Source organism: Pseudoalteromonas sp. McH1-42 (assembly GCF_022347845.1).
Taxonomy (GTDB): Bacteria; Pseudomonadota; Gammaproteobacteria; order Enterobacterales; family Alteromonadaceae; genus Pseudoalteromonas; species Pseudoalteromonas rubra_D.
On the sequence record NZ_JAKRFU010000013.1, the window covers coordinates 63,791 to 85,965 of the forward strand.

Genomic DNA, 22,175 nt, shown 5'->3' on the forward strand with positions numbered 1-22,175 from the left:
ACTGTTATCTCTTTTAATTCGTTACTTCTTCGCAAATCGCTGCGACTGACTGAGTTGCAGACAGCTGAGCGCAGGCTTTTGCTTTATTCGCTTTTTCCCAGATCAGGGCATGGTCACGACAATAAGGTACCAAAGTGTCACATAAATGCTGTGCAGATAAGTCAGACTGCGGGATCAACAAGGCCGCCGACTCATCCACTAAGAAACGCGCATTAGCAGTCTGATGGTCATCAACGGCATGAGGCAAAGGCACAAACACCGCCATTTTGCCCGCGGCCGCGATCTCACTGACAGTCAAAGCACCTGCGCGACACACAACCACATCGGCCCAATCATAGGCCTGGTCCATGTCATCAATAAACTCAGCTACTTTGGCCTGCAGGCCATAGCGCTGATAGTCAACCTCAAGGCCGGTATCATTCCCCCTGCCACTTTGATGCCAGACTTGTAAATCACACGATGTCGCCTCAATAAGCAGCGCCATAGCCTCAGGCACTGTATCATTCAACACCTTAGCCCCCAAAGAGCCGCCCACCACTAACACGTTGACAGCCTGACCTGGCCGCTTTGGACTTATCTGAGCCACGCCTGAGCGTACAGGATTACCGACAACCTCATGGCTGCGCTCGGCAAAAGCGTGGGGAAATGCAGCCAATACTCTGCTTGCAATACGCGCCAGCAATTTATTGCTCAGTCCGGCCACTGCATTTTGCTCATGGATCACCAAAGGGACCCCAGCCAACTTGGCAGCAAGGCCAACAGGTCCGGTCACATAGCCTCCCATTGCAAGAATCACATCCGGGCGGCGGTTGCGAATAATCGCCTTAGCTGCAAACACAGCTTTAAGCACCATTAACGGGGCAGTGAGCAAACGTTTAATGCCATTACCACGCACGCCTTTGACATTAACAAAATCGATGTCAATCTCATGCGCAGGTACCACTTGCGCCTCCATCCGATCTGCGGTGCCGATCCAGGATACTTGCCAGCCCTGTGCCTCAAGTGCTTTGGCCACCGCAATTCCCGGGAAAATATGTCCGCCAGTTCCACCAGCGACTACCAGTAATCGTTTGGTCATTTTTTACCTCCGCGCGAGGTTGCCTGACGCGTCGACAGCTTAGTCTCAAAGTCAATGCGCTGTAACAAACCAGCTGCAATGGTCATGATCAATAAGCTCGAGCCTCCATAGGAGATGAAGGGCAAAGTCAGCCCTTTGGTTGGTAGCATACCCGCACTGGCACCGACATTAACCACGGTCTGGAACGCAAACCAGATCCCAATACCAAGCGCTAAATAGCCTTCGTATTCTTTACCTGCTTTGAGTGCTTTTTGCCCGATGAGCAGAGCTCTGAAGACCAGTGTGGCCAGCGTCATCAAAACACAAAATACGCCGATAAACCCGAGTTCTTCAGCGACCACGGCAAAGATAAAGTCATTATGTGCTTCCGGTAAATACTGTAACTTCTGAACACTGTTACCCAACCCCTGACCAAACCAGCCCCCCTGGCCATAGGCCATCAGAGATTGCACTAACTGATAGCCTTTACCAAAGGGGTCTTCCCAGGGTTCAAGGAAACCAACCACACGCGCCATACGATAGGGTTCAAAAATGATCAACATCACCACTAGTAACACACCGGTCAGCATCAGAGCAAAAAACTGCCAAAGTTTTGCACCGGCCAAAAACAACAGCCCGACAGTGGTGACAAACATCACCACGACAGTCCCCAGGTCGGGCTGCATCAGGATCAAAAAAGCATACACAGCAAACACAATAATGGGTTTTGCAAACCCTTTGAGGTTTTCCTGTACTTCATCCCGTTTACGGACCAAATAGCCGGCAATATAACTAAAGAAAAACAGTTTCGCGGCTTCAGCAACCTGAAAACCGATTGGGCCAACGGGCAACCAGCGCTTTGATCCATTCACTTCGCGTCCCACAACCAGCACAACGGCTAACAGTACCAAACCCAGTAAGAGTAAATATGGATTAAATCGCTTCCACCAGGTCATGGGCACTGTGGTGCTCAGCCAGAACAACACCATTGCCATTACCAGGAACATACTGTGGCGCGTAACAATGTGGTACGGATTATCATACAAGCGCTCAGCCACCGGCATAGATGCACTGGTCACCATTACAAACCCAATCCCAACCAGGCACAACATGGCGTACAGCAACGGGACATCGAACAACGAATCCGAAGAGGTTGGGGTGAAGTTGTGTCGCAGTGCGGTCATACTCAGCATGTCTGCCCCTCAACTAATCGACAGAACTCCTCACCACGGGCCATATAGTTGGCATACATGTCAATGCTGGCACAAGCTGGTGCCAGTAGTACCAGATCTCCGGCCGATGCCTGCTGAGCAGCCAGCACCACCGCTTCACTCAGATTGCTGACCATTTGGCTGCGAGGGTGCAATGGCATAAAGTCAGCGCCATCCTTACCAAAACAAAGAATCGTTTTACAGTATTGCTGTAGGGGGGTTTTGAGTGGCGACAGATCAGCCCCTTTAGCATCCCCCCCCACAATCAACAGTATCTGGCCTTGTTCACCAGCCAAACTTTCCAGGGCCGCGACAGTCGCACCCACATTGGTTGCTTTGGAATCATTAAAATAACGTACACCCTGTACATCAGCAACCAGCTGGCAGCGATGTGGCAGCCCTTTAAAAGTACCAAAGGCTGCAGTGAACGCGCTATCAGGTAGCCCCAGAGGAGATAATAGTGCGATCACAGCCAAGGCATTAAACTGGTTGTGTCTACCTGGCATTGCCAGCACCTCTGTCGGACAAAGCTTTTTGCCATGTAATGCAAAGTAAGTCTGCCCATCTTCTTGTAGTAAACAACAGTCAGCCTGCTCAAGCGCGACACTCAACGCGTTGTCATGGGGCACAAACGTCCGCGAATCTTCAGCGTTATAGATCAGACAATCGACCTGCTGATAGATACGCAACTTTGCTTTGCAATACGCGGCAAAGTCCGGATATCTGTCCATGTGATCTTCGGTAATATTAAGGATCATCGCACTCAGACAGTGCAAACTGTGCGTCGTTTCTAGCTGAAAGCTCGACAGCTCCAATACAAATACATCAAAGTCCTGCTCCAGCAGGTCAAGCACAGATGTACCAATATTGCCACCTAACCCGACCTTCAGACCAGCTTGCTGACACACTTCAGCAGCCAGACTCACAACGGTAGATTTACCATTTGAGCCAGTCACAGCAATCACTGGCTTTTCATTCAGGCGTGCAAATAACTCCACGTCGCCGATCACTTCGACGCCAGCGGCGATAGCCTGAGCAACGCAGGTCTCGTATAACGGCACACCAGGACTGATCACAACCAGATCGGTGGCACTCAGTGCAGCCTCAGCAAGCGGGCCAAATACCGCTTCACATTCTGGCAGATTATGGTTCATCCAGTCTGCCCCTGGCGGCACAGGTCGAGAGTCAACAACTTTAGGCGTAATACCGTGGCGCACCAAAAAGCGCACAATGCCCAGACCGGTTACACCCAGTCCGAGCACAGTAATGTGTTTATTTTTTAAGGTTTCTAAATAACCCATATCAACACCTTAGTGTACTGCTTTAGCGGATCTTTAAGGTTGCCAGCCCCGCCAGCACTAATATGATTGAGATAATCCAAAATCGCACAATCACCCTGGGCTCCGGCCAGCCTTTTAGTTCATAATGATGGTGGATCGGGGCCATTCGGAAAATCCGCTGTCCACGCAGCTTGTAGGAGCCCACTTGTAAAATCACCGACAAGGCTTCCATCACAAATACACCACCCATAATGACCAGCACCAACTCCTGACGCACCAAAATGGCGATGATACCTAGTGCGCCACCTAACGCCAGCGAGCCGACATCACCCATAAAGACTTGTGCCGGGTAGGTGTTGAACCACAAAAACCCTAGCCCAGCGCCAACAATCGCCGTACAGACCACCACCAGTTCACTGGCAGAGGCTATATGAGGAATGTGGAGATAATTTGCAAACACGGCATTACCGGTGACATAAGCGATAATGGCAAGGGCGGATGCCACTAAAATGGTCGGCACAATGGCCAGACCATCGAGCCCATCGGTCAAGTTCACCGCATTGGACGTTCCCACCAGCACGAAATAGCTCATCACCAGATAAAACAGCCCAAGCTGAGGGAGTACATCTTTGAAAAAGGGCACCACCAGCACCGTTTCAGACGGGTCCGTAGAAGTGAAATAAATGAATGCAGCTACGGAAATCGCAATCACGGACTGCCAGAAATACTTCCATCTGGCTATCAGGCCCTTGCTGTCTTTACGGATCACTTTACGATAATCGTCAACAAACCCAACGACACCCAATGAACCAATCACAAATAAGGTGACCCAGACGTATTTGTTGCCTAAGTCGCCCCACAGGAGCGTACTGGCAAAAATAGCACCTAAAATCAATAACCCCCCCATGGTGGGAGTACCTGACTTAGATAAATGTGATTCCGGACCGTCGTCTCTAACAGTCTGGCCAATTTGCATTCTCTGTAAGCTTCGGATCAATTTAGGTCCGAAATACAAAGAGATCATTAACGCAGTCAGGATCCCCAGGATCGCGCGTAATGTCAGATAAGAGAAAACGTTAAAGCCGCTATAGTACTGCGTCAGATATTCTGCTAACCAGGCTAACATGGTTTTTCCTCTTCACTATCAGCATCGTTGTTTTTCACTTTTGAAGCCTCAACCAGATCAGCGACCAGTAGCTCCATACGTGCACTGCGCGACCCCTTCACCACCACAGTGCAGATGTCATCGCGCTGCGCCAGTAATTGCTGAATTGCCAGTAGCATATGCTCTCGCTGAGAAAAGTGACGATTTGCAGTTTCAAACACATCGCTGGCATAGCGGCTCAACACCCCTAAAGAAAACAGCGCTTCAATGCCTTTTTCTTTAGCATATTCGCCCACTTCTTCATGATATTGCCGCGCCTCTTCGCCCAGCTCGCTCATATCACCCAGCGCAAACACCCGATAGCCTGGCATACTTGCTAGCAAGTCTATGGCAGCCTTTACCGATCGAACATTAGCGTTGTAGCTATCATCTATTACCCGCAGCGTATCCGACACTTCGATCAGGTTAACCCGACCTTTGACCTCTGCCATATTTTCCAATGCCACTTTGACATCTTCCAGCGTCGCACCCAACTGTAGGGTACAAGATGCCGCAATCAAAGCATTCATCACATTGTGTTCACCAGGTAATGGGAGTGTGATAGTAACGTGTTGCGCCCCCTGACACAGTGAAAAGGTAGCGCGGCCCAATGTATCCAGATTGATATCCTCTACCCACAGATCAAGCTGTTGTTCCATTGAGAAACGACTGATACGCTGAGTGGTCAGAGTTTGTTCCCACATTGGCGCAAAGCGACAGTCGCAGTTCAACACAGCGACGCCGTTGTCTTTGAGCCCGGAGAAAATTTCCCCTTTCGCCTGACCAACCCCTTCTATTGAGCCGAAACCTTCGATATGTGCTGGTGCAACATTACACACCACAGCCACATCAGGATTGACTAGATCGCTGGTATAAGCTATCTCACCTATATGGTTTGCACCCAATTCAATGACCGCAAACTCATCGTCTTCACTGAGTCGTAATAAGGTCAATGGTACGCCAATGTCATTGTTGAAATTTCCGGCTGTGGCCAGCACTTTGCCCAGACGGGAAAGAATAGCCGCCGACATTTCTTTAACCGTGGTCTTGCCCACACTGCCAGTAATCGCCAGAGTTTTTGGCGACACTTGACGTATGACAGCCTGGCCAAGTTGTCCCAGCGCAAGCCTGGTATCTTTTACAACCAGTTGAGGAATATCAACGTCGACTGGATGGTCCACAATGGCGGCAATCGCGCCTTTTTGTTGCGCTTGAGCAACAAACTTATGGCCATCAAAATTTGGCCCTTTGAGTGCCAGAAACACTTCGTTTTCGCTAATTGTACGTGTATCTGTATTTACATTTGAAACACTGCGGTTTTGCCCGTCAAAAGGGGCGTTCAGTACATCCGCAAGCCAAGAGAGATCCATCTTGATCATGCACTTTCCCCTGATAATATTGTCTGAGCCCAGCTAATATCACTAAAAGCCAGGCGTTGGTTACCTATGATCTGATAGTCCTCATGCCCTTTGCCGGCAATCAGGATCACGCTGTGTTGATCAGCCCCCTGAATTGCCTCGCGTATGGCAGTCGCCCTATCAGGCTGACAAAGAGCATACTCAGGCTTACTGAGCCCAGCCTTAATGTCGTTAATAATGGTGAGAGGATCTTCCCCCCGTGGGTTATCACTGGTGATCACCACGGTATCCGCATACCGTTCAGCCGCCTGCGCCATCAGCGCGCGCTTACCTTTATCACGCTCACCACCACAGCCAAACACACAGGTCACTTTGCCTGGAACATGCTGTTGCAGTGCCTGCAGCGCCAGTGCTAGTGCATCTGGTGTATGGGCATAATCCACCACACACGTTGGCTTTCCAGCCACTTCAATAGCTTGCATGCGGCCAGTCACGGGCTGCAATTTCGCCGCCCCCTCAATCAACTGCGTTAAAGGGATCCCCTGAGTCAGTAAAACTGCAAATGCTGCGCTCAGGTTATACAGGTTAAATTCACCAAACAGGGGAGTTCTGATCTCAGCGTCACCCCAGCTGGTATGAAATCGGCAGTGGATCCCCTGACTGTTAAATTGCGCCTCACTAAAATATACAAAGTGGTGTAACGTTTCATGTAATTGATCATCAGCCGGCTTGCGACCAAAACCCACCGGATTGGCGATTTTACTCGCTTGTAGCCAGCGTTGTGCCCAGGGATCATCAATATTAACCACCCCAAAATTCGGCTCACAGTGACTAAATAGTTGTAGTTTCGCCTCGGCATAATTTTCCATTGTGCCGTGGTAATCAAGATGGTCGCGACTGAGATTGGTAAACACTGCCACATCAAACTGGCACTGGGCCACCCGTCCCTGCACGAGTCCATGGGACGATACCTCCATAGCAGCCAGCTGATAACTGTGACGCAACTCATTTAAAATACGTTGCAAATCCACATGAGACGGAGTGGTATTATTCAGTGGCGTGAGCAAATCAGGTGCACCATAACCCAGGGTGCCAATCACGGCACCTGGCAAACCACATGCACTGGCCAGGTGCGCTATCATCGCCGTTGTGGTGGACTTACCATTTGTCCCCGTCACACCCACCAAAGTCATGGCATGACTGGGTTCACCATAAAATAGCGCAGCCAGCTTAGCCACTTTGGCTGCCAGCCCGGAGATCTGCAATACACGCGTATCTTCTACATCAACAACACAGTTTGCATCCGCCAACACCAATGCAGCACCACGACTCAGCGCCGCTGCAACAAAGTGGCCGCCATCTTGCTGATGACCGCGAAGTGCAATAAAGCAATCGCCCGGACCCACTTCACGGCTGTCCAGGCGCAATTCATTAATCACTGTCGCTGGGTATGAAACCCCGATGTAAGCCAGTGCCTGGCTCAGGTCACGTGTCATTGTCAGGCCTCGATAAATAAGCAACGCGGTCTTTGTCCGGCGCCACATTTAAAATTCTCAGTGCATTAGAGACTATCTCAGCAAACACAGGTCCTGCCGTATGACCTCCGTAATAAACATCGCCACCTGGTTCATTGATCATAACCACCACCGCAAGACGAGGGTCACTGACCGGTGCAACACCGGCAAAATAACCCACGTACTCGTCACCATACCCGCCGGCAATCGCCTTTTCCGACGTACCAGTTTTAGCAGCAGCCCGATAACCATCAACAATCACATTGGATGCAGTGCCCCCTTTTTCAAAGACCGACTCCATCATCTCAACAACTGCCAGTGCGTCTTCTTCACGGAACAGCCGCTCGCCAGGCACCGGTCCGTCCTGCTTCATAATGGTCAGCGGCCGGGAGATCCCCCCCGCGCCAAATGTCGCATAGAGCCTGGCCACTTGTGCGGTACTGACAGAAACAGCGTAGCCATAAGACAGGGTCGCAATCTCAAAGTCTGACCACCGGCGATTAGGATAGAACAAGCCTGAACTCTCGCCAATCATCATAGTACCGGTGTCTTCACCAAAGCCAACCTGTTGATATAGGCCAACAAAATACTCTTTTGGGAGCATCTGGCTGATTTTAGCTACTCCCATGTTACTGGAAATCTTAAGAATTTCGCGCAGTGTCATTTCACCGTGATTGCGCTCGTCCTTAACCAGGCCTCCGTTGAGGCGCATCCAGCCTGGATAGGTATCTATGGTGTCGTCTGCCTGGATAACACCATGGTCCAGGCCCGCTAATACAGCCAGAGGCTTAAGTGTCGACCCCGGTTCAAACAGGTCGGTAATGGCCCGGTTGCGACGTTTATAGGGCGCTGCATCGCTCATATCATTGGGATTAAAGCTCGGACTGTTGACCATCGCCAGGATCTCACCGCTATGCACATCGACCACCATGGCCGATCCCGATGTTGCCTGATAGGTCAATACCGCCGATTTCAATGCCTGATATGCGATAGCCTGGATCCGCAGATCGATACTCAGGTGCACATCTTCCGGCTCTACCCGTTCTTCTTCTGCCAGTACCTGGACCTCACGCCCCTGCGCATCCTTACGAATGGTGCGGCGCCCTTCGGTGCCCGTCATCGCTTTATCATAGAGCTTTTCAATACCTTCGATGCCGATACCATCAATGTTGGTTACACCCAGCACATGCGCTGTCACTTCACCATTGGGGTAATAACGCTTAGATTCATCAAGCAAATGAATCCCAGGCAGGCGCATCTGACGAATATAATTGGCAACCGCGGGCGTCACCTGGCGCTTTAAATAAACAAAACGACGCTTGGGATTATCGCGCAGGCGTTTGTCTATCTTTTCTTGTTTAATTTGCAGTACATCTGCCAGCTCACGCCAGCGTACTTCGTCCTGATAAAATGCCTGTTTACGGGCACTCAGTTCGGCCGTGTTATCAACCAAAGCCTGAGTATCTTCACCATTGCGCCGGGCTTTTCTCAGCACTTTTTTTGATAATGCTTTGTCCAGCGCTTTGGGATCGGCATAGACGCTGACCACAGGCACACTGACTGCCAGCTCTTTCCCGTTACGGTCGAAGATCATACCGCGCTGCACCCGCACGGTTTCAACCCGGACCGTCCGTTTAGCATTCTCCGAGCGGGCTTTATCGGGCTCAATCACCTGTAAATAGGCAGCCCGGGCGATCAGCGCGGCAAACACCAGCACCAGCATCACGCTGACCAGCGCAAAGCGCCAGCTGATTAAATTGACTGAGGTCTTTTTCGCCGGGCTCATGGTAATACGATCACCTGCTCTTCTTTACTGGTTGGCCGCTTCATTTGTAACTGAGTTCTGGCCACTTCTTCAATGCGCGCATGCTGTGAGTAAAACTCTTCCTCAACCAGCAAATAGCGCCACTCCAGATCCAGCTCGTCGCGTTTTTGTAATAACCTGTCCTGCTCTATCAGCTGTTGGCGAGTCAGGTGAGTTACCTGCACCACCGCAAGCGCCGACCCTAAGGTCACAGCCAGCAGAACAAACGTCAGCTTGTTGGCCAGTAACAACTGGCACATCTCTAAGAACAACTTCGGCTGACGCTGATGCTTTTTCATTACAGTTTCTCGGCAATTCTCAGTACCGAGCTACGTGCTCGCGGATTGGCATCAATTTCAGCCTGACTGGGTTTAATGGCTTTACCTACGGACTTTAACGTCAGGTTTTGTTTTAACTGCGCGTCTGTCAGTGGCAAACCGCGCGGCACAGCCTCCCCTTTGCTTTGTTTCTTGATAAACTGCTTAACAATGCGATCTTCCAGAGAATGGAACGAGATCACAACCAAGCGACCCCCAGGTTTCAGTACCGCCAGTGCGGCTTGCAATGCCGTCTGGATTTCTTCCAGCTCACTGTTGATGTAAATACGGATGGCCTGAAAGGTACGTGTTGCCGGATGCTTATGCTTGTCTTTTACCGGCACCGCTTCATCGATTAACTCTGCCAGCTGTTTGGTGGAAGTGATCTCAGTATGCTCACGGGTTTCAATGATCTTGGTCGCAATCCGGCGGGCAAATTTTTCTTCGCCATATTTTTTGATCACAAACACCATATCTTCCAGCTCAGCTTCCGCCAGCCACTGCGCAGCACTGCGGCCAGCCATCGGGTTCATCCGCATGTCCAGCGGACCATCTTTCATAAAGCTAAAGCCACGTTCAGCGTCATCCAGCTGAGGGGACGACACACCAATATCCAGCAAAATACCATCGACCTGACCCAACAGGCCGGCCTCACGGGCAACGCTCTCAATGTGCGAGAACCGATTATGGGCAATACTAAAACGCGGATCGTCGGCAAATTTCTGAGCGGCCGCAATCGCTTGCGGATCCTGATCGATGGCCTGTAACTTACCCTGCTCGTTCAGCCGCTTCAGTATTTCACCCGAGTGACCCCCGCGGCCAAATGTGCCGTCAATATAGGTACCATCGGGTTGGATATTCAATGCATCCAGCGTTTCAGCCATCAGCACTGATATATGTTGCCATTCTGTCGCCATAAAATTTGGTTTTCACCCCAGTTATAAAGAAAAGTCGTCCAGCTCAGGGCACGCTTCCACGTCACCACTGCGCTCTATCTCGGTATCGGCCTGCATTTGCTCATACCAGCGAGCTTCGTCCCAAATCTCAAATTTGTTAAGCAATCCCACCAGCATTAGCTTTTTGCCAAGACCAGCATGAGCACGCAACGTGGGCGCCAGCAGAATACGGCCATTTTTGTCCAGCTGATATTCTTCCGCATGTCCTAATAACATGCGCTGCCAGCGTCTGACTCTGGGGTTAGTATTGGATAGTCGTTGTAATCGGGATTCAATTTCGCGCCACTCAGACAACGGATAAAGCCACAGGCATGGTTCATTGATCGCAATAGTACAGATCACGGCTCCCTGTTCTTCAGACAACAGCGGTTGGCGATACCGGGTAGGTATCGAGAAGCGCCCTTTGTCATCGAGACTCAGAGAGTTTGCGCCGCGGAACATAATTACCCGCTTGGCCTGTTACGATAAGCTAATCTTTGATCCAATTTGATCCACTCTAACCCACATTTTCCCACAGGATGACAGTCTAGGGCTTGACAAGCCTTTTTGTCAAGTTGGATCACACGGCTTAACTCGTCTACAGGCCAGAAAAATCGCGGGTTTTGCGGAACTCCATGAAATCGGTGGGAAAATGTGGGCAGACAAATAATCTGGGATCTTTGCACACAAAAACGTCCCTTTTTTGATTACTAGAGAATATTTCATTCATGAAATTTTTAGCCACTGTGGTGTTACCAAAAGGCCGAAAAATTAATAACTCTCGACTAGTATTTAGCTTAAACGGGTTGGTTAAAGCGCCCTGCGCTTGTATCATGCCGCCACCTCAAACCCAGGCGAGCGTTTATTATTAAAGAAATATCAATAAAACAGCGATTTTACCGATTGATGCTAGTACTCAGTCTGCCTGGTCTTTTGCTGATCCTGGCGTTACTGTTCGCACAACGCAGCAATATGCTGCAGCTACAAGAGCAGCAAGCCCTGATGTATGCCAATCAGGTTGCCACCCTGCAACACGCCGAAATCGCCGCTACACGCCGGCTGCTGCAACAATTGGCCTACCAGCCCAAAAATCTGCAACATCAAAGCGGTCAATGCCCTCAGTTGTTGTCAAGTGCACAGCATCTGTCTCCCAGCTTCGCCAATTTTGGCCTGGCAACACCCGATGGCACGGTAACCTGCTCTTTGTCTAAGATATCTGGTCCCATCTCCATCGCAGATCGACCCTATTTTCAACAAGCGATAGATGAAGGCACCTTTAGTATCGGTGAATATCAACATGACAGGAGCATTAACACCGCCACACTGAACTTTGCCCACCCGGTTTATCAGGATGGCCAGCTCGCGATGGTGATCATTGCGGTAAAACGTCTATCGCACTGGAGCCGTTCCCTGTCCAGGCTGACGCTGCCACAGGGCACGCGCGTGATGGTTGCTGATCACACTCGCGCCATTGTCGCCGAATACCCATACAGCAATGAGCCGCTAGGCAGAGCCGCTGCCGAAGATTGGCCTGATGGTCTGAATGAACAGGCGGTATTGCTGAGTGATGCCAATGGTCATCACTATGTTTATATTCGCCTGCCGTTACTTGCCGCACGCGGCGAACTGACCATCTACTTTGCTTTCCCGTTCGAAGCCGCATGGCAACAAACACAGCGTCACTTTGCGCTGGTCCTGAGCAGCTTTTTTGTTTTGTTATGCCTGCTTATTTGGCTGGCACGTCATCGCCTGCACAAAACCCTGTTACACCCATTGACCCAGTTCAAACAGGCCATCGCAGCACTGGCACAGGGACGCTCAGTCGACCTCACCAGTCACACTATGCCGCAGGAACTGGCAAAGCTGGGTGAACATTTTGAAAGCATGGCCAATGTGCGCCTGCAAACCGAGCAACAGTTAAGCCATAAACACACCGAACTACAAACGCTACTCTCGGCATTACCCGACAGTTATTTGCGCGTTAGTGCACAGGGCCAAGTACTTGCTAAACACGGTTCCTTGGTACAACAGGGCAATACTCTGAGCGAGTTGTTTCCAAACCACATCCATAAACGGATCCGGGTTGCGCTGACACTCCTTAAAGATCAACCACACCTGTTGCTGGAATACACCCAGGGTGACACCCAGCAAGGGTATGAAGTGCGCGTTCAGGGTATGAACCATGGTGAAGAGGCCGTTATCGTGATCCGAGATATCAGCCACCGTAAACGTCAGGAAGAGGCGCTCAACCTGGCAGCACTGGTGTATAACAACTCCAGTGAAGGCATGGTCATCACCGATGCTCATGGCTACATCCTGGATGTGAATCTGGCATTTGAGACCGTGACCGGATTCTCCGCACAGGAAGCAATTGGAAAAACCACTGCGATCCTTAACTCAGGTAAACATGATCGCGCTTTTTATCGCCAGATGTGGCATGCCCTCAACGAGACCGGTCGTTGGCAAGGTGAGATAGTCAACCAACGCAAAAATGGCGAACTGTATACTGAGTGGCTCACCATAGATACGGTCTATGATGAACAAGGTTCGTCTTATCGCAGAGTGGCCATTTTTACGGATATTACCGACAACAAACTGAAAGATGAGCAACTTTGGCGACAAAGTCACTATGATTCACTGACCGATCTACCCAATCGAAATAGCCTGAAAAAGCACCTTAATACTTTGCTTGCAACACCTGATACCTCGCTGGCCATCCTGCTGCTCGACCTCGATCACTTTAAGGATATAAACGACACTTTAGGGCACTATTATGGCGATCAGTTACTGGCCCAGGTTGCCAAAGTATTGCAGTCACTGGAGCAACCTGGCTTGACCTTGTCGCGGATCGGTGGCGATGAATTTGTCATTATCTGTGAACACTGCCGCACTGAAAGCGATGCCATCGCGCTGGCAGAGCGCGTGCTCAGCTTGTTTAAGCAAGACTTTATCCTCGAGGGTGAGCACTGCCACATAGGTGCCAGTATAGGCATTGCACTCAGCCCCAGAGACGGTGATAGCAGTGAACTGCTGCTCAAAGCCGCTGATCAGGCCATGTATCGGGCGAAAGCTCTGGGCCGTAATGGTTATGCCTGTTTCGACACCGCCTTACGCCAGCAAAGCGAACAACGCTTGCTCATGCTCAGAGATATGCGTCAGGCCTTATCCGACGAGCAGTTTGTGATGTACTATCAGCCAATTGTAACGATGCATAATCAGCAAATTCATAAGGCCGAAGCACTGATCCGCTGGCAACACCCCGACAAGGGCATGATCAGCCCCGGACATTTTATTCCGCTGGCAGAAGAGACCCAGCTGATCCACCAATTGGGTGAATTTGCCTTCCAACAAACCCTGCAAACACTCAGCCACCTGCAGCAGCAACATGGTGCCTTTCAGATCAGCCTGAACGTATCGCCGGTTCAATTCAACGCCAAACATACCGGCTTGCTGAAGTGGCAAGATCAGCTTAACAACGCTGATTTGAAGCCTGAAGATGTTGTCATTGAGATCACAGAGGGCCTGATGATGCAGAGGGAAGGCCGCAGTCAGGCTCGGCTTGGCCAGCTCATCCAGCAGGGCTTTTCAATTGCGCTGGACGACTTTGGTACCGGGTATTCCTCCCTTGCTTATCTCAAGCAAATGGACACCGACTTTATCAAGATAGACAAACGCTTTGTTGATGGCATAGAGCACAACGAAGATGACCTGGTGCTGTGTGAAACCATGATCATGATGGCACACCAGTTGGGGCTCAAAGTGATTGCTGAGGGAATAGAAACCGCTACGCAACATGAGCTACTCAAACAGGCTGGCTGTGACTTTGGCCAGGGGTACTTTTACGCCAAACCTATGAGTCAGGCAGATTTAGAGGCTTTGCTGTCAGAAAAGTTACGATAGCGGCAATTAAGAGACACCACTGTGACCCTCTTTAAAGCATGTCCGTGGGAACTAATGGTGAAAGAACATGGGTGGTGTCAGGTGGCGCAACACAGCCAAAGCATGGGGTTTAATTGACAGAAGGCCCAGCAAAGTCCAACCACTGCGCAGGATCTTACCGACAAAATATTGTGGACTGCTCACCGTCATGAAGCACTGTCCACAATCTGACGACAGGGCAAGACATCGCACACCCACTCTGTGAAAACAGCCAGTGACTGACTTATCTTTTAGCCATCTTGTCCGTTTCTAATTCCCTTAAGAAGGGGCCCATATACATCACTCAATAGCGCATTATCAATAAAGTGGTTATAACCAATATTTCCACTCAGTTTATCCCCCTCTTTCTTCCAGTATGCACTCGACAGTTTTTCACTCTTTTTATAAATCCCTTTTTCAATGAAGTAGGCAATTAAATAGGTGGCCTGAGCAGAACCCGCTTTCCAGGCATCCACCAGATTTTTAAGCGCTAGTTTTCTGTTTTTCTTTTCAAATTTTCCCTGTAATAATGCCAGCGCACGAAGAACATGGTATCGAATCATCACCTGATCACTACGCTCAGCTGTTTGGCGCAACAAGGCTACACCTGCATGCATCTGAAGCGCATTTTCCGCACGTACAATTAAAAATACGCCACCAAGCTCTCCGCCCGAAATCGAGCCATAAGAAGACGCCAGCAGCCAAAACTCTATCGCAAGTTTAGAACGACCCCTTTTATACAAACAGCGTGCAACAGTATCTAGCTGGCTTACAAAAAGCGAGTCTGCATAAGGCCTGGATAAGTCGGGCTCTCTTTGCTTAACTCCCTCTTCAATAAACTTATCACACACCTCTTTTGTGGGTGTCAAAATATCCCCCTCGAAACTGGTCGCATTAACTACTTTCGATGCAAGGACAACGAATAAAAGCAAAACAGCATAAATAAGCTTCATATCTCAATTCCTAATAACTTCTTCAGTAAGCTTCTTCGGGGTCTCAAAACATATCAGTTCTTCAGGCACAGTTGTAATATATCTAACACAAACTTCGATAAGGACATAAACGTGCTCCATTCAGAAACTGACTTTTAGCTGATCTGTTTGAACGTTTTAAATTTTGATTGCAAATAGATGAAAAAAGGTAAGATAAGTATCAACTTAACAAACTGACCTGAGAAAAAGTATATCCCGGAAAAACTCACCGAAATCAATATACCGGCAATTTGGATGCCTTCAAAGCTGCGCTGAATTAAGTGAAAGCGTGTGACATCCACAAACCAGAGTGTTGTACAAATGAGTAAGTACAAAAAGATAAAAACATCTAACATCATTTCACCGCTTTTAGCTACTCGGCTCCCGATTTCACCTTACAGAGCTTTACACAAAATAATAAAGTAAACATCAGCGCCATAAGCACGCTTGCTTGTTTGGTTCGTCCAACTTCCTTTTCTCCCTGTGTTTGAGATATCACACTCTCAAAGAAAACAATGTTCGATGCTCCCTGTAACCTCTCAAAGTAATAAAAGCGATATTGATTTCCAACTATCGGTCTAGAAAAGTTTTCACAAGCTGCTTTGGAAGTAAAGCTATATTCATCCCCTTCTATTAGAAACTCATGTATAAACTTTTTACCCTTTCCCCCAAAATATCTGCATTCATATTGCTGCAGCGTACCAATGGAAGAAACAGGTTCTCTACTTTCAATAAAGCCCCAATATACAACCATAGCAATTGCCCCGACTGCCAGGCCTATCAACGTTAATTTATCCTTTAAATACATTACAAACGGCCTTTGCCCTATTTCTCTATTAGCTGCCTTAGTGACGCCCCATACAAATCACTCAATATCGCCTCATGGGTAAACACTTTATATGCAGACTCCCCAAGTAGCTTGTCTCCGATCGCTATCCAATATTCTTCTGCGTATTGCTTGTTTTTATTTGGAAAAATCCCTGTCTCTTTAAAGTATGCAATAAGATAGGCGGCTTCAGCAGAGCCATTTTTCATCGCAGTGTAAAGGTTGTACAGTGCCAGTTTATTGCTTTTATTAAAATACTCACCTTTTAGTATCGCCAGCGCTGATTGAATATGAAACCGATTGAGCGCTCTTGTATTTGACCGGCCCATCCCTCTCAAAATTGACATCGCCGACAATAGCTCTGTAGCGCTGCTGGCATGATTAAACAGGTAACTGCCGGCAAGTTCAGCACCATGTTCAGAGCCATAAGACGACGCAAGTAGCCAAAACTCAATCGCCTCCTTTTCTTTTCCTTTTTTATACCGGCATCGACCAAAGGTATTCAATTGACTTATAAAAAGATCATTCATGTGTAGTCGGTTTAAATCAGGCGCCTTCTGAGCCAGAGCCCCACCTTCTTCCAATTTCTGACAAAGCGTTTTTGAAGGAATCGAAACATTCAAATCAAACGCATGTACATGAAGCACGAATAAAGAACATACAGTATAAAAAACAGCAGGGGTAAAAAAGCCCCGATAACTCATTCCTGTTCTAATCCAGTCACCACCCAAAGTACGCATTAAAAACCCAAACTGCACAGCTTATTCCTTTTTGTCTCAATAAAAAGAGCATATCACTTTCAGCAATGGCTCGCCCTTCCATGTACCCTAAAAATGTCACACTTACTATCTGAAATCAGGCAACTGAGCACAATGCGAACCTTGTTGTAAATAAAAGCTACGCTCCAAGATTAAGCTCCATACGAAAGCCCAATGGTTGCAACATAATCACAGTGGTACGGTTACAATACTTTTAGTTTTAAATCTTAAAAGCGCCCACAGATAAAGGGAAATCTCACACTTGCAATGAAGGTAAAACCACTCAACTACCAACCACCAGCCTCTGCGAGCATTACGAAAAGTGTGCAAGAAAATATAACAACCATGGAAAGCCTCGTGTTTTTTATACAAGAGCGATATAAAGCCAGTTTTTTGCTACTATCAAGCTTGAGGAATGATTGCTTGGAGTTACCCAATGCTTCTGAGTTAATCAAATAATAAAGCTCCATTGTGCCCTTTTCTATATCCAGCTCATCCCTCAGGCTACTAGCCAGAAAATAGCCTCTTATCGATATACCCATTACAAAAAAGAAACTTATAAAAAATACTAAATCTGTCAAACCTTAACTCCTGCACCACCTTTAACAAGCCCCAGGGACTCTTAGTACAATTTAGATATAGTTATCCTCCAAGGACGCAAAACATAGCGTACAATCCGCACGTCAATTTTAGGTGACTGTCCATATAACTCTTATCTTCACGCGACACAGTCTAGTTTCGCCTCTTAAAGAACATTAAATACAAATTGAGAATAGTAAGTAGGAACCCTATACATCCCAGGATAAAGTGTTCATCATTTTCACTCAAGAAACGTTCAGCAACAGAAAAACTTGTAAAAAACGCGCCAAGCTGAATCATGCAGATATAACGATAACTTTGAACCCAATCGTAAAACTTAACAGCACTGTGGCAGACTGTTAAAATTACAGAAACCATAAAAAGAGCACCCACATCAGTCACCTTTACTTGAATTCACTATGTGCTCGAGATTTTACTGATTTGAGTACAAATCAGCTCAGGTCGCGTCAGTTCAGATTGCCCACTCCATCAAACTTGCAATGTTGAATAGGTGTCTGCAATTTTTTCAGACAAACAAAAATGAAGCGGATATACGCGGAAGTGCTCCATTTACTGCAAGCAGGGCCAATTTAAGAAGTAGATATTGAGCTCAACTTGGCCCGCATTTCATAAGCGCAAAGCACTGCTTCTAGGGGATTACACTTACTGCAACGGCTTATCTGAGCCAGATGTTGAAAGCGAGCTGGTTTGAGAACCAAAAATTAACGGGCACTTTTCGGTCATCATAGTATGAAACATCGACAGGAAGACCCGCTACCTTGGCAGTTAGCAAAGTGGAATACTTTTCTTTTCCGCCTGGTTGCTCTAAATCAAAGCAAAGAGAGGGGGCGCTTGCCTCTATGGTGAAGCAAGCGTACTGGGAAAACCCTCCACCATAGGTTCTTAGCGCTTTGACTTTGGTATTCCAGCGCCATACTTCACCAGCACTAACACTGAAAGTGGACAATGCTGTTAGCAGTAACAATATTTTTTTCATATTTTTTGATCCTATCTTTAGAAGTTACGAAATAATTTCAATAAATATTGTACCTAATATCAATAAAATAGAGTACCGCTGTAAAAATTGAAACTTCATTTTTGCCTGAAAGTAATACCAATTTGCTTAATTAAGTGATCTATTTTGAGGCGAGAAAATAGGGTCGATAACAAGGCAAAAATTTTGCTATTTAGTTGTTTTAAATAAGAAATTTTTAACGCCGTTAGCGTCCTATTTGCTCCTTCAAATAGACCAGGTATTAAGTGAAATTGGTATAACTCATGACATCCACAAGCCAGACAAACAAAAAAGGCCACAGCAATGCTGTGGCCCAATAAGATCTGACGATCTTTTATGTTTGTTATTATGGATTATCCTTAAAAACCGGTGCTTACTCAGCGTCAGCCAAGCCCAGTGCTTTAATCATCTTAGTGCCGATGTCAACATGGTGCTGTAATGTTGAGAACTGCTCAGTAACACCTTGCGGACCAAAGGCATAGACAGGTACTGGTGCAGCTGTGTGAGTACCAGTGCCCCACACTACGTTTTGCTGCTTCGCCACAACACGACCAATTTTTGCTGTAAAGTCTTCAGTGTCATAGACATAGAAGTCAGAGAAGTCTTCAAATTTAGGCAATGGGTAGTTGCTGCTATTCAGAGTGTCAGACGCATTCACTTTTGCCGCTTCTTCTAATGTCACTGTGTATGGCGTGTACTTCTCAATGGCTGTTTTCCATTGCTGATCTGTCGCATCACTATAGTTATAGTCACCATTCACTTCACCCAGTACATCGTAGAAAGTACCCGCTTGCGCATACAAAGTATCCAGGATGCCTAATCCACCAAAGTTAAACTTCGGCTTATATTCAGCGCCTTGCATGCCATCACCTGGCAACATAACGCCCTCTGGCTTGTTATGGCTTGAGTAACTAAAACCAAAGCTACCAGTTTCATGGTCAGCGGTGACCAATACCAGCGTATCAGTGCGCTCTTTCGCCCACTCATGAACAGCTTCAACCGCTTCATCGAACTTCAGTAGTTCATTCAGCATCCAGCCGGCATCATTTGCATGGCCTGCCCAGTCAATCTGGCCGCCTTCAATCATCAGGAAGAAGCCGTCTTCATCTTTGGACAGAATATCCAGCGCTTTAACCGTCATCTCTTTTAGAGACGGCTGTGTACAGCTGTCATCTGCTTTACAGTCTCTGTAAGCAATACCATCCGCCATACCTGAGTTGGCAAACAAACCAAGCAGTTTATTGGTATCCGTTTTCGCTAATTGCGCCTTATCAAATGCCAGCGCATAGCCATGCTTGTCTTTCGCTTCAACAACAACATTACGGTCATCACTGCGCTTAGATTTTTTATAGACACTGGCAGGCATGCCCAGATCCGCCAGTATTTGCTGATCAGCAGCATCTTCTTTGATATCAGAAGGGATAAAGACACGTGCACCACCAGACAACATAACATCAACCATGCCACTTTCTACCATTTCAACAGCAATTTCAGGTTCTAATGAACGGTGTGGCTGGTGCGCGGCAAACGCCGCTGGCGTTGCGTGTGTTAAGCGGGTATCAGATACCAAGCCTGTCGCTTTGCCAGCTTTTTTCGCTTTTTCAAGGATTGTTTCAATAACGTAACCCTGGTCATCCAGGCCAATCATCTCTGAGCCCGATGCTTTGCCAGTTGCCAGCTGAGTTGCAGAACACGCCGAGTCTACAACCAGGCTGCCATTTTCACCATGAGGTGCGTTAAGAGATAAGCCCAGATGGCCACCGGTAGCAAGTTTGGACAGTGCAGTTTGGTTGTTTTTGTTATTATATGTTGAGTTAGGTGCACGACGAGCATACTCTTCAAGTAAACCCACCTGCTGAGCACCCATACCATCGCCAATCATCAAGATAACATTCTTAACCTGAGTGACAGGCGTCGGAGGCACTTCTACCTCTTTCTCCACTTCTTTAACTACTTCAACTTCTTTAACTACTTCAACTTCCTGAACGACTTCGACTTCTTTAACCACTTCTTTTGCAACTTCGACTTCCTTTACGACTTCGACCGTTCTGGTATCGTCATCGTTACATGCGGTCAATAAGACGGCAGATACCGCCACTGCTAATAGCTTTTTATTCATTGTAGTGTTCCTAAAACGTAATCATCTGAGCCGCGGCACAGTCTAGGGACACTTGATGACTTTTTTATTTCACCTGAGTGACATTTTTTGTTCCGGCACTATTGTTTTTTAATCAAAAAAGCACCAGCAAGATGACCGCTCACACCGAAAATAAAGATACTCAGCAACACAGTGGCAATCGTAATTTTAGTGATGAAAAGGCTGTGAGGGAGGTCTGAGCCTAGCAGCATCAGGCTTAATACAACAGAAGCCAGCCCTTTCGGCCCGAACCAGGCAAGCACCACGCGCTCACGCCAGCCCAGCCTGGAAGCCAATAATAACAAAATTACGGGAAAGAAACGAAATACGGCCACAGCCAGCGTAGCATATGCCCATATCCGCCAGTCAAACGTCGTAAACAGCAAAATACTGGCACTGATCCCAAAGATAACCCACAAAATATAAGCGGCCAGCTCAGCTATCTGTTCGCTTTCTTCTATCAGCTTGTCTTTAAGATCATCGCGAAAGCCATAATCAAACAACAAACCACTGAGAAACACTGCGATAAACCCGCTGCCACCGAGTAATTGCGTGACAGAAAACACAGCTATAGCAATGCCAACAAATAAAAACGGACTGCTTTTAGCAGCAAAGAAATGATGACGATAGGTCAATTTTATCAGGTACACAGCCACAACCGTTAACAATAACGCAACAACAAAAGCAAGACCCACCTCGTGCAAAAATAACGCTGCCAGTGAGCGCTCGGCGGGTTGCTGGGTATACAGGCTGCTACCCAGTAAAAACAGAAAAACCGGTACACAAAGGCCATCATTCAGGCCGCTTTCAACATTAATGGCCTCACGAAGTTGAGCCGGCACTCGCTTTTCCTGAATAAAACTCTGGCACAAGGCCGCATCAGTGGGAGTCAGCATAATCGCCAGAATAAAACAGCTCAACCAGGGCAAAGACAACAACGCATAAGCGCCGAGCGCCGCAACCCCCATAGTCAACGGCAGCGCAAGCAGCAGTAACAAGGGCAGTTGATAGGAATGTAATAAGACCCTGAGCCGAGTTTTTGCCGCATCAGAAAACAAAAAAATAGCCAGGATCAATTCAACCAGAGGCAAAAACTCGCGCAACGTGCCCATCTTCAGAGCCAGCGAGTCCTGAAAATACCAACCCAGGGCACAACCAAACAGCACGAACCACATTGGTCCGGTAAATTCAGCCCGTTGCAACTGACGAATGATAATGGAGTAGAGAAAAATGGCCAGCCCCAGCCAGGCCAGCACCAGATAGGTTGTTTCCACTCAACGCCTCCTTGGCAATGTTATAATCACGAGTAGATAATAGGTTTACTTATCACCTATTACACAGGCTGACTCGC

At 47.9% G+C, this 22,175-nt stretch carries 19 protein-coding genes; 1 reads left to right on the top strand and 18 read right to left on the bottom strand.

All coding sequences use genetic code 11. The features are described 5' to 3' along the window. Positions 1-13: 13 nt before the first annotated feature. Genes murG through mraZ form a run of 10 tightly spaced genes read right to left on the bottom strand, consistent with a single transcriptional unit; the run spans position 14 to position 11,082 of the window. Positions 14-1,078, bottom strand: a complete 1,065-nt coding sequence (murG, locus tag MHN31_RS13070) for an undecaprenyldiphospho-muramoylpentapeptide beta-N-acetylglucosaminyltransferase (protein WP_239444453.1) — start codon at positions 1,076-1,078, stop codon at positions 14-16. Further along, complete coding sequence (ftsW, locus tag MHN31_RS13075) at positions 1,075-2,250, bottom strand: cell division protein FtsW (protein ID WP_010383646.1); 1,176 nt, start codon at positions 2,248-2,250, stop codon at positions 1,075-1,077. Before ftsW ends, murG begins: the two co-directional genes overlap by 4 nt. Continuing rightward, positions 2,244-3,569: a UDP-N-acetylmuramoyl-L-alanine--D-glutamate ligase gene (gene murD / locus MHN31_RS13080; RefSeq protein WP_239444454.1), complete on the bottom strand. Its 1,326-nt coding sequence runs from the start codon at positions 3,567-3,569 to the stop codon at positions 2,244-2,246. The genes ftsW and murD overlap by 7 nt, the downstream gene beginning before the upstream one ends. A gap of 22 nt (positions 3,570-3,591) precedes the next feature. Next, positions 3,592-4,674 carry a phospho-N-acetylmuramoyl-pentapeptide-transferase gene (gene mraY / locus MHN31_RS13085; protein ID WP_058796498.1) on the bottom strand — a complete coding sequence of 361 codons (1,083 nt, stop codon included), beginning with the start codon at positions 4,672-4,674 and terminating at the stop codon, positions 3,592-3,594. After that, entirely contained in the window at positions 4,668-6,071 is a 1,404-nt protein-coding gene (murF, locus tag MHN31_RS13090) for a UDP-N-acetylmuramoyl-tripeptide--D-alanyl-D-alanine ligase (protein WP_239444455.1), read from the bottom strand. The genes mraY and murF overlap by 7 nt, the downstream gene beginning before the upstream one ends. Continuing rightward, complete coding sequence (locus MHN31_RS13095; RefSeq protein ID WP_239444456.1) at positions 6,068-7,546, bottom strand: UDP-N-acetylmuramoyl-L-alanyl-D-glutamate--2,6-diaminopimelate ligase; 1,479 nt, start codon at positions 7,544-7,546, stop codon at positions 6,068-6,070. Before MHN31_RS13095 ends, murF begins: the two co-directional genes overlap by 4 nt. Then, entirely contained in the window at positions 7,536-9,350 is a 1,815-nt protein-coding gene (locus MHN31_RS13100; protein WP_125558911.1) for a penicillin-binding transpeptidase domain-containing protein, read from the bottom strand. The genes MHN31_RS13095 and MHN31_RS13100 overlap by 11 nt, the downstream gene beginning before the upstream one ends. Then, positions 9,347-9,667 carry a cell division protein FtsL gene (gene ftsL / locus MHN31_RS13105; protein ID WP_125558909.1) on the bottom strand — a complete coding sequence of 107 codons (321 nt, stop codon included), beginning with the start codon at positions 9,665-9,667 and terminating at the stop codon, positions 9,347-9,349. Before ftsL ends, MHN31_RS13100 begins: the two co-directional genes overlap by 4 nt. After that, positions 9,667-10,602 carry a 16S rRNA (cytosine(1402)-N(4))-methyltransferase RsmH gene (rsmH, locus tag MHN31_RS13110; RefSeq protein WP_125558907.1) on the bottom strand — a complete coding sequence of 312 codons (936 nt, stop codon included), beginning with the start codon at positions 10,600-10,602 and terminating at the stop codon, positions 9,667-9,669. The genes ftsL and rsmH overlap by 1 nt, the downstream gene beginning before the upstream one ends. Before the next feature lie 21 nt (positions 10,603-10,623). Then, positions 10,624-11,082 (bottom strand): division/cell wall cluster transcriptional repressor MraZ, encoded by a 459-nt coding sequence (mraZ, locus tag MHN31_RS13115; RefSeq protein WP_040644569.1) that lies wholly within the window; start codon positions 11,080-11,082, stop codon positions 10,624-10,626. A gap of 444 nt (positions 11,083-11,526) precedes the next feature. Between mraZ and MHN31_RS13120 the strand changes: the two genes are divergently transcribed. Further along, positions 11,527-14,520 carry an EAL domain-containing protein gene (locus tag MHN31_RS13120; RefSeq protein WP_239444457.1) on the top strand — a complete coding sequence of 998 codons (2,994 nt, stop codon included), beginning with the start codon at positions 11,527-11,529 and terminating at the stop codon, positions 14,518-14,520. Between the two features lie 51 nt (positions 14,521-14,571). On the opposite strand, the gene MHN31_RS13125 is transcribed toward MHN31_RS13120, so the two are convergent. The 8 genes from MHN31_RS13125 to MHN31_RS13160 form a co-directional block, all read right to left on the bottom strand. After that, complete coding sequence (locus MHN31_RS13125; RefSeq protein ID WP_239444458.1) at positions 14,572-14,709, bottom strand: hypothetical protein; 138 nt, start codon at positions 14,707-14,709, stop codon at positions 14,572-14,574. A gap of 80 nt (positions 14,710-14,789) precedes the next feature. Next, entirely contained in the window at positions 14,790-15,491 is a 702-nt protein-coding gene (locus tag MHN31_RS13130; RefSeq protein WP_239444459.1) for a hypothetical protein, read from the bottom strand. Positions 15,492-15,882: 391 nt separating this feature from the next. After that, the gene (locus MHN31_RS13135; RefSeq protein WP_239444460.1) at positions 15,883-16,317 is read right to left on the bottom strand and encodes a hypothetical protein; all 435 of its coding nucleotides are present in this window, start codon (positions 16,315-16,317) and stop codon (positions 15,883-15,885) included. A 17-nt stretch (positions 16,318-16,334) separates the two neighbouring features. Next, complete coding sequence (locus MHN31_RS13140) at positions 16,335-17,093, bottom strand: hypothetical protein (protein ID WP_239444461.1); 759 nt, start codon at positions 17,091-17,093, stop codon at positions 16,335-16,337. Between the two features lie 287 nt (positions 17,094-17,380). After that, positions 17,381-17,674, bottom strand: coding sequence for a hypothetical protein (locus MHN31_RS13145; RefSeq protein WP_239444462.1), 294 nt, complete (start codon positions 17,672-17,674; stop codon positions 17,381-17,383). A 674-nt stretch (positions 17,675-18,348) separates the two neighbouring features. Further along, positions 18,349-18,669: a hypothetical protein gene (locus MHN31_RS13150; protein WP_194867508.1), complete on the bottom strand. Its 321-nt coding sequence runs from the start codon at positions 18,667-18,669 to the stop codon at positions 18,349-18,351. 391 nt (positions 18,670-19,060) lie between these two features. Next, positions 19,061-20,806 (bottom strand): alkaline phosphatase, encoded by a 1,746-nt coding sequence (locus MHN31_RS13155; protein WP_239444463.1) that lies wholly within the window; start codon positions 20,804-20,806, stop codon positions 19,061-19,063. 98 nt (positions 20,807-20,904) lie between these two features. Continuing rightward, a complete protein-coding gene (locus MHN31_RS13160; RefSeq protein ID WP_239444464.1) occupies positions 20,905-22,098 on the bottom strand; it encodes a cation:proton antiporter in 1,194 nt (397 codons plus the stop codon). Between the last annotated feature and the right edge of the window lie 77 nt (positions 22,099-22,175).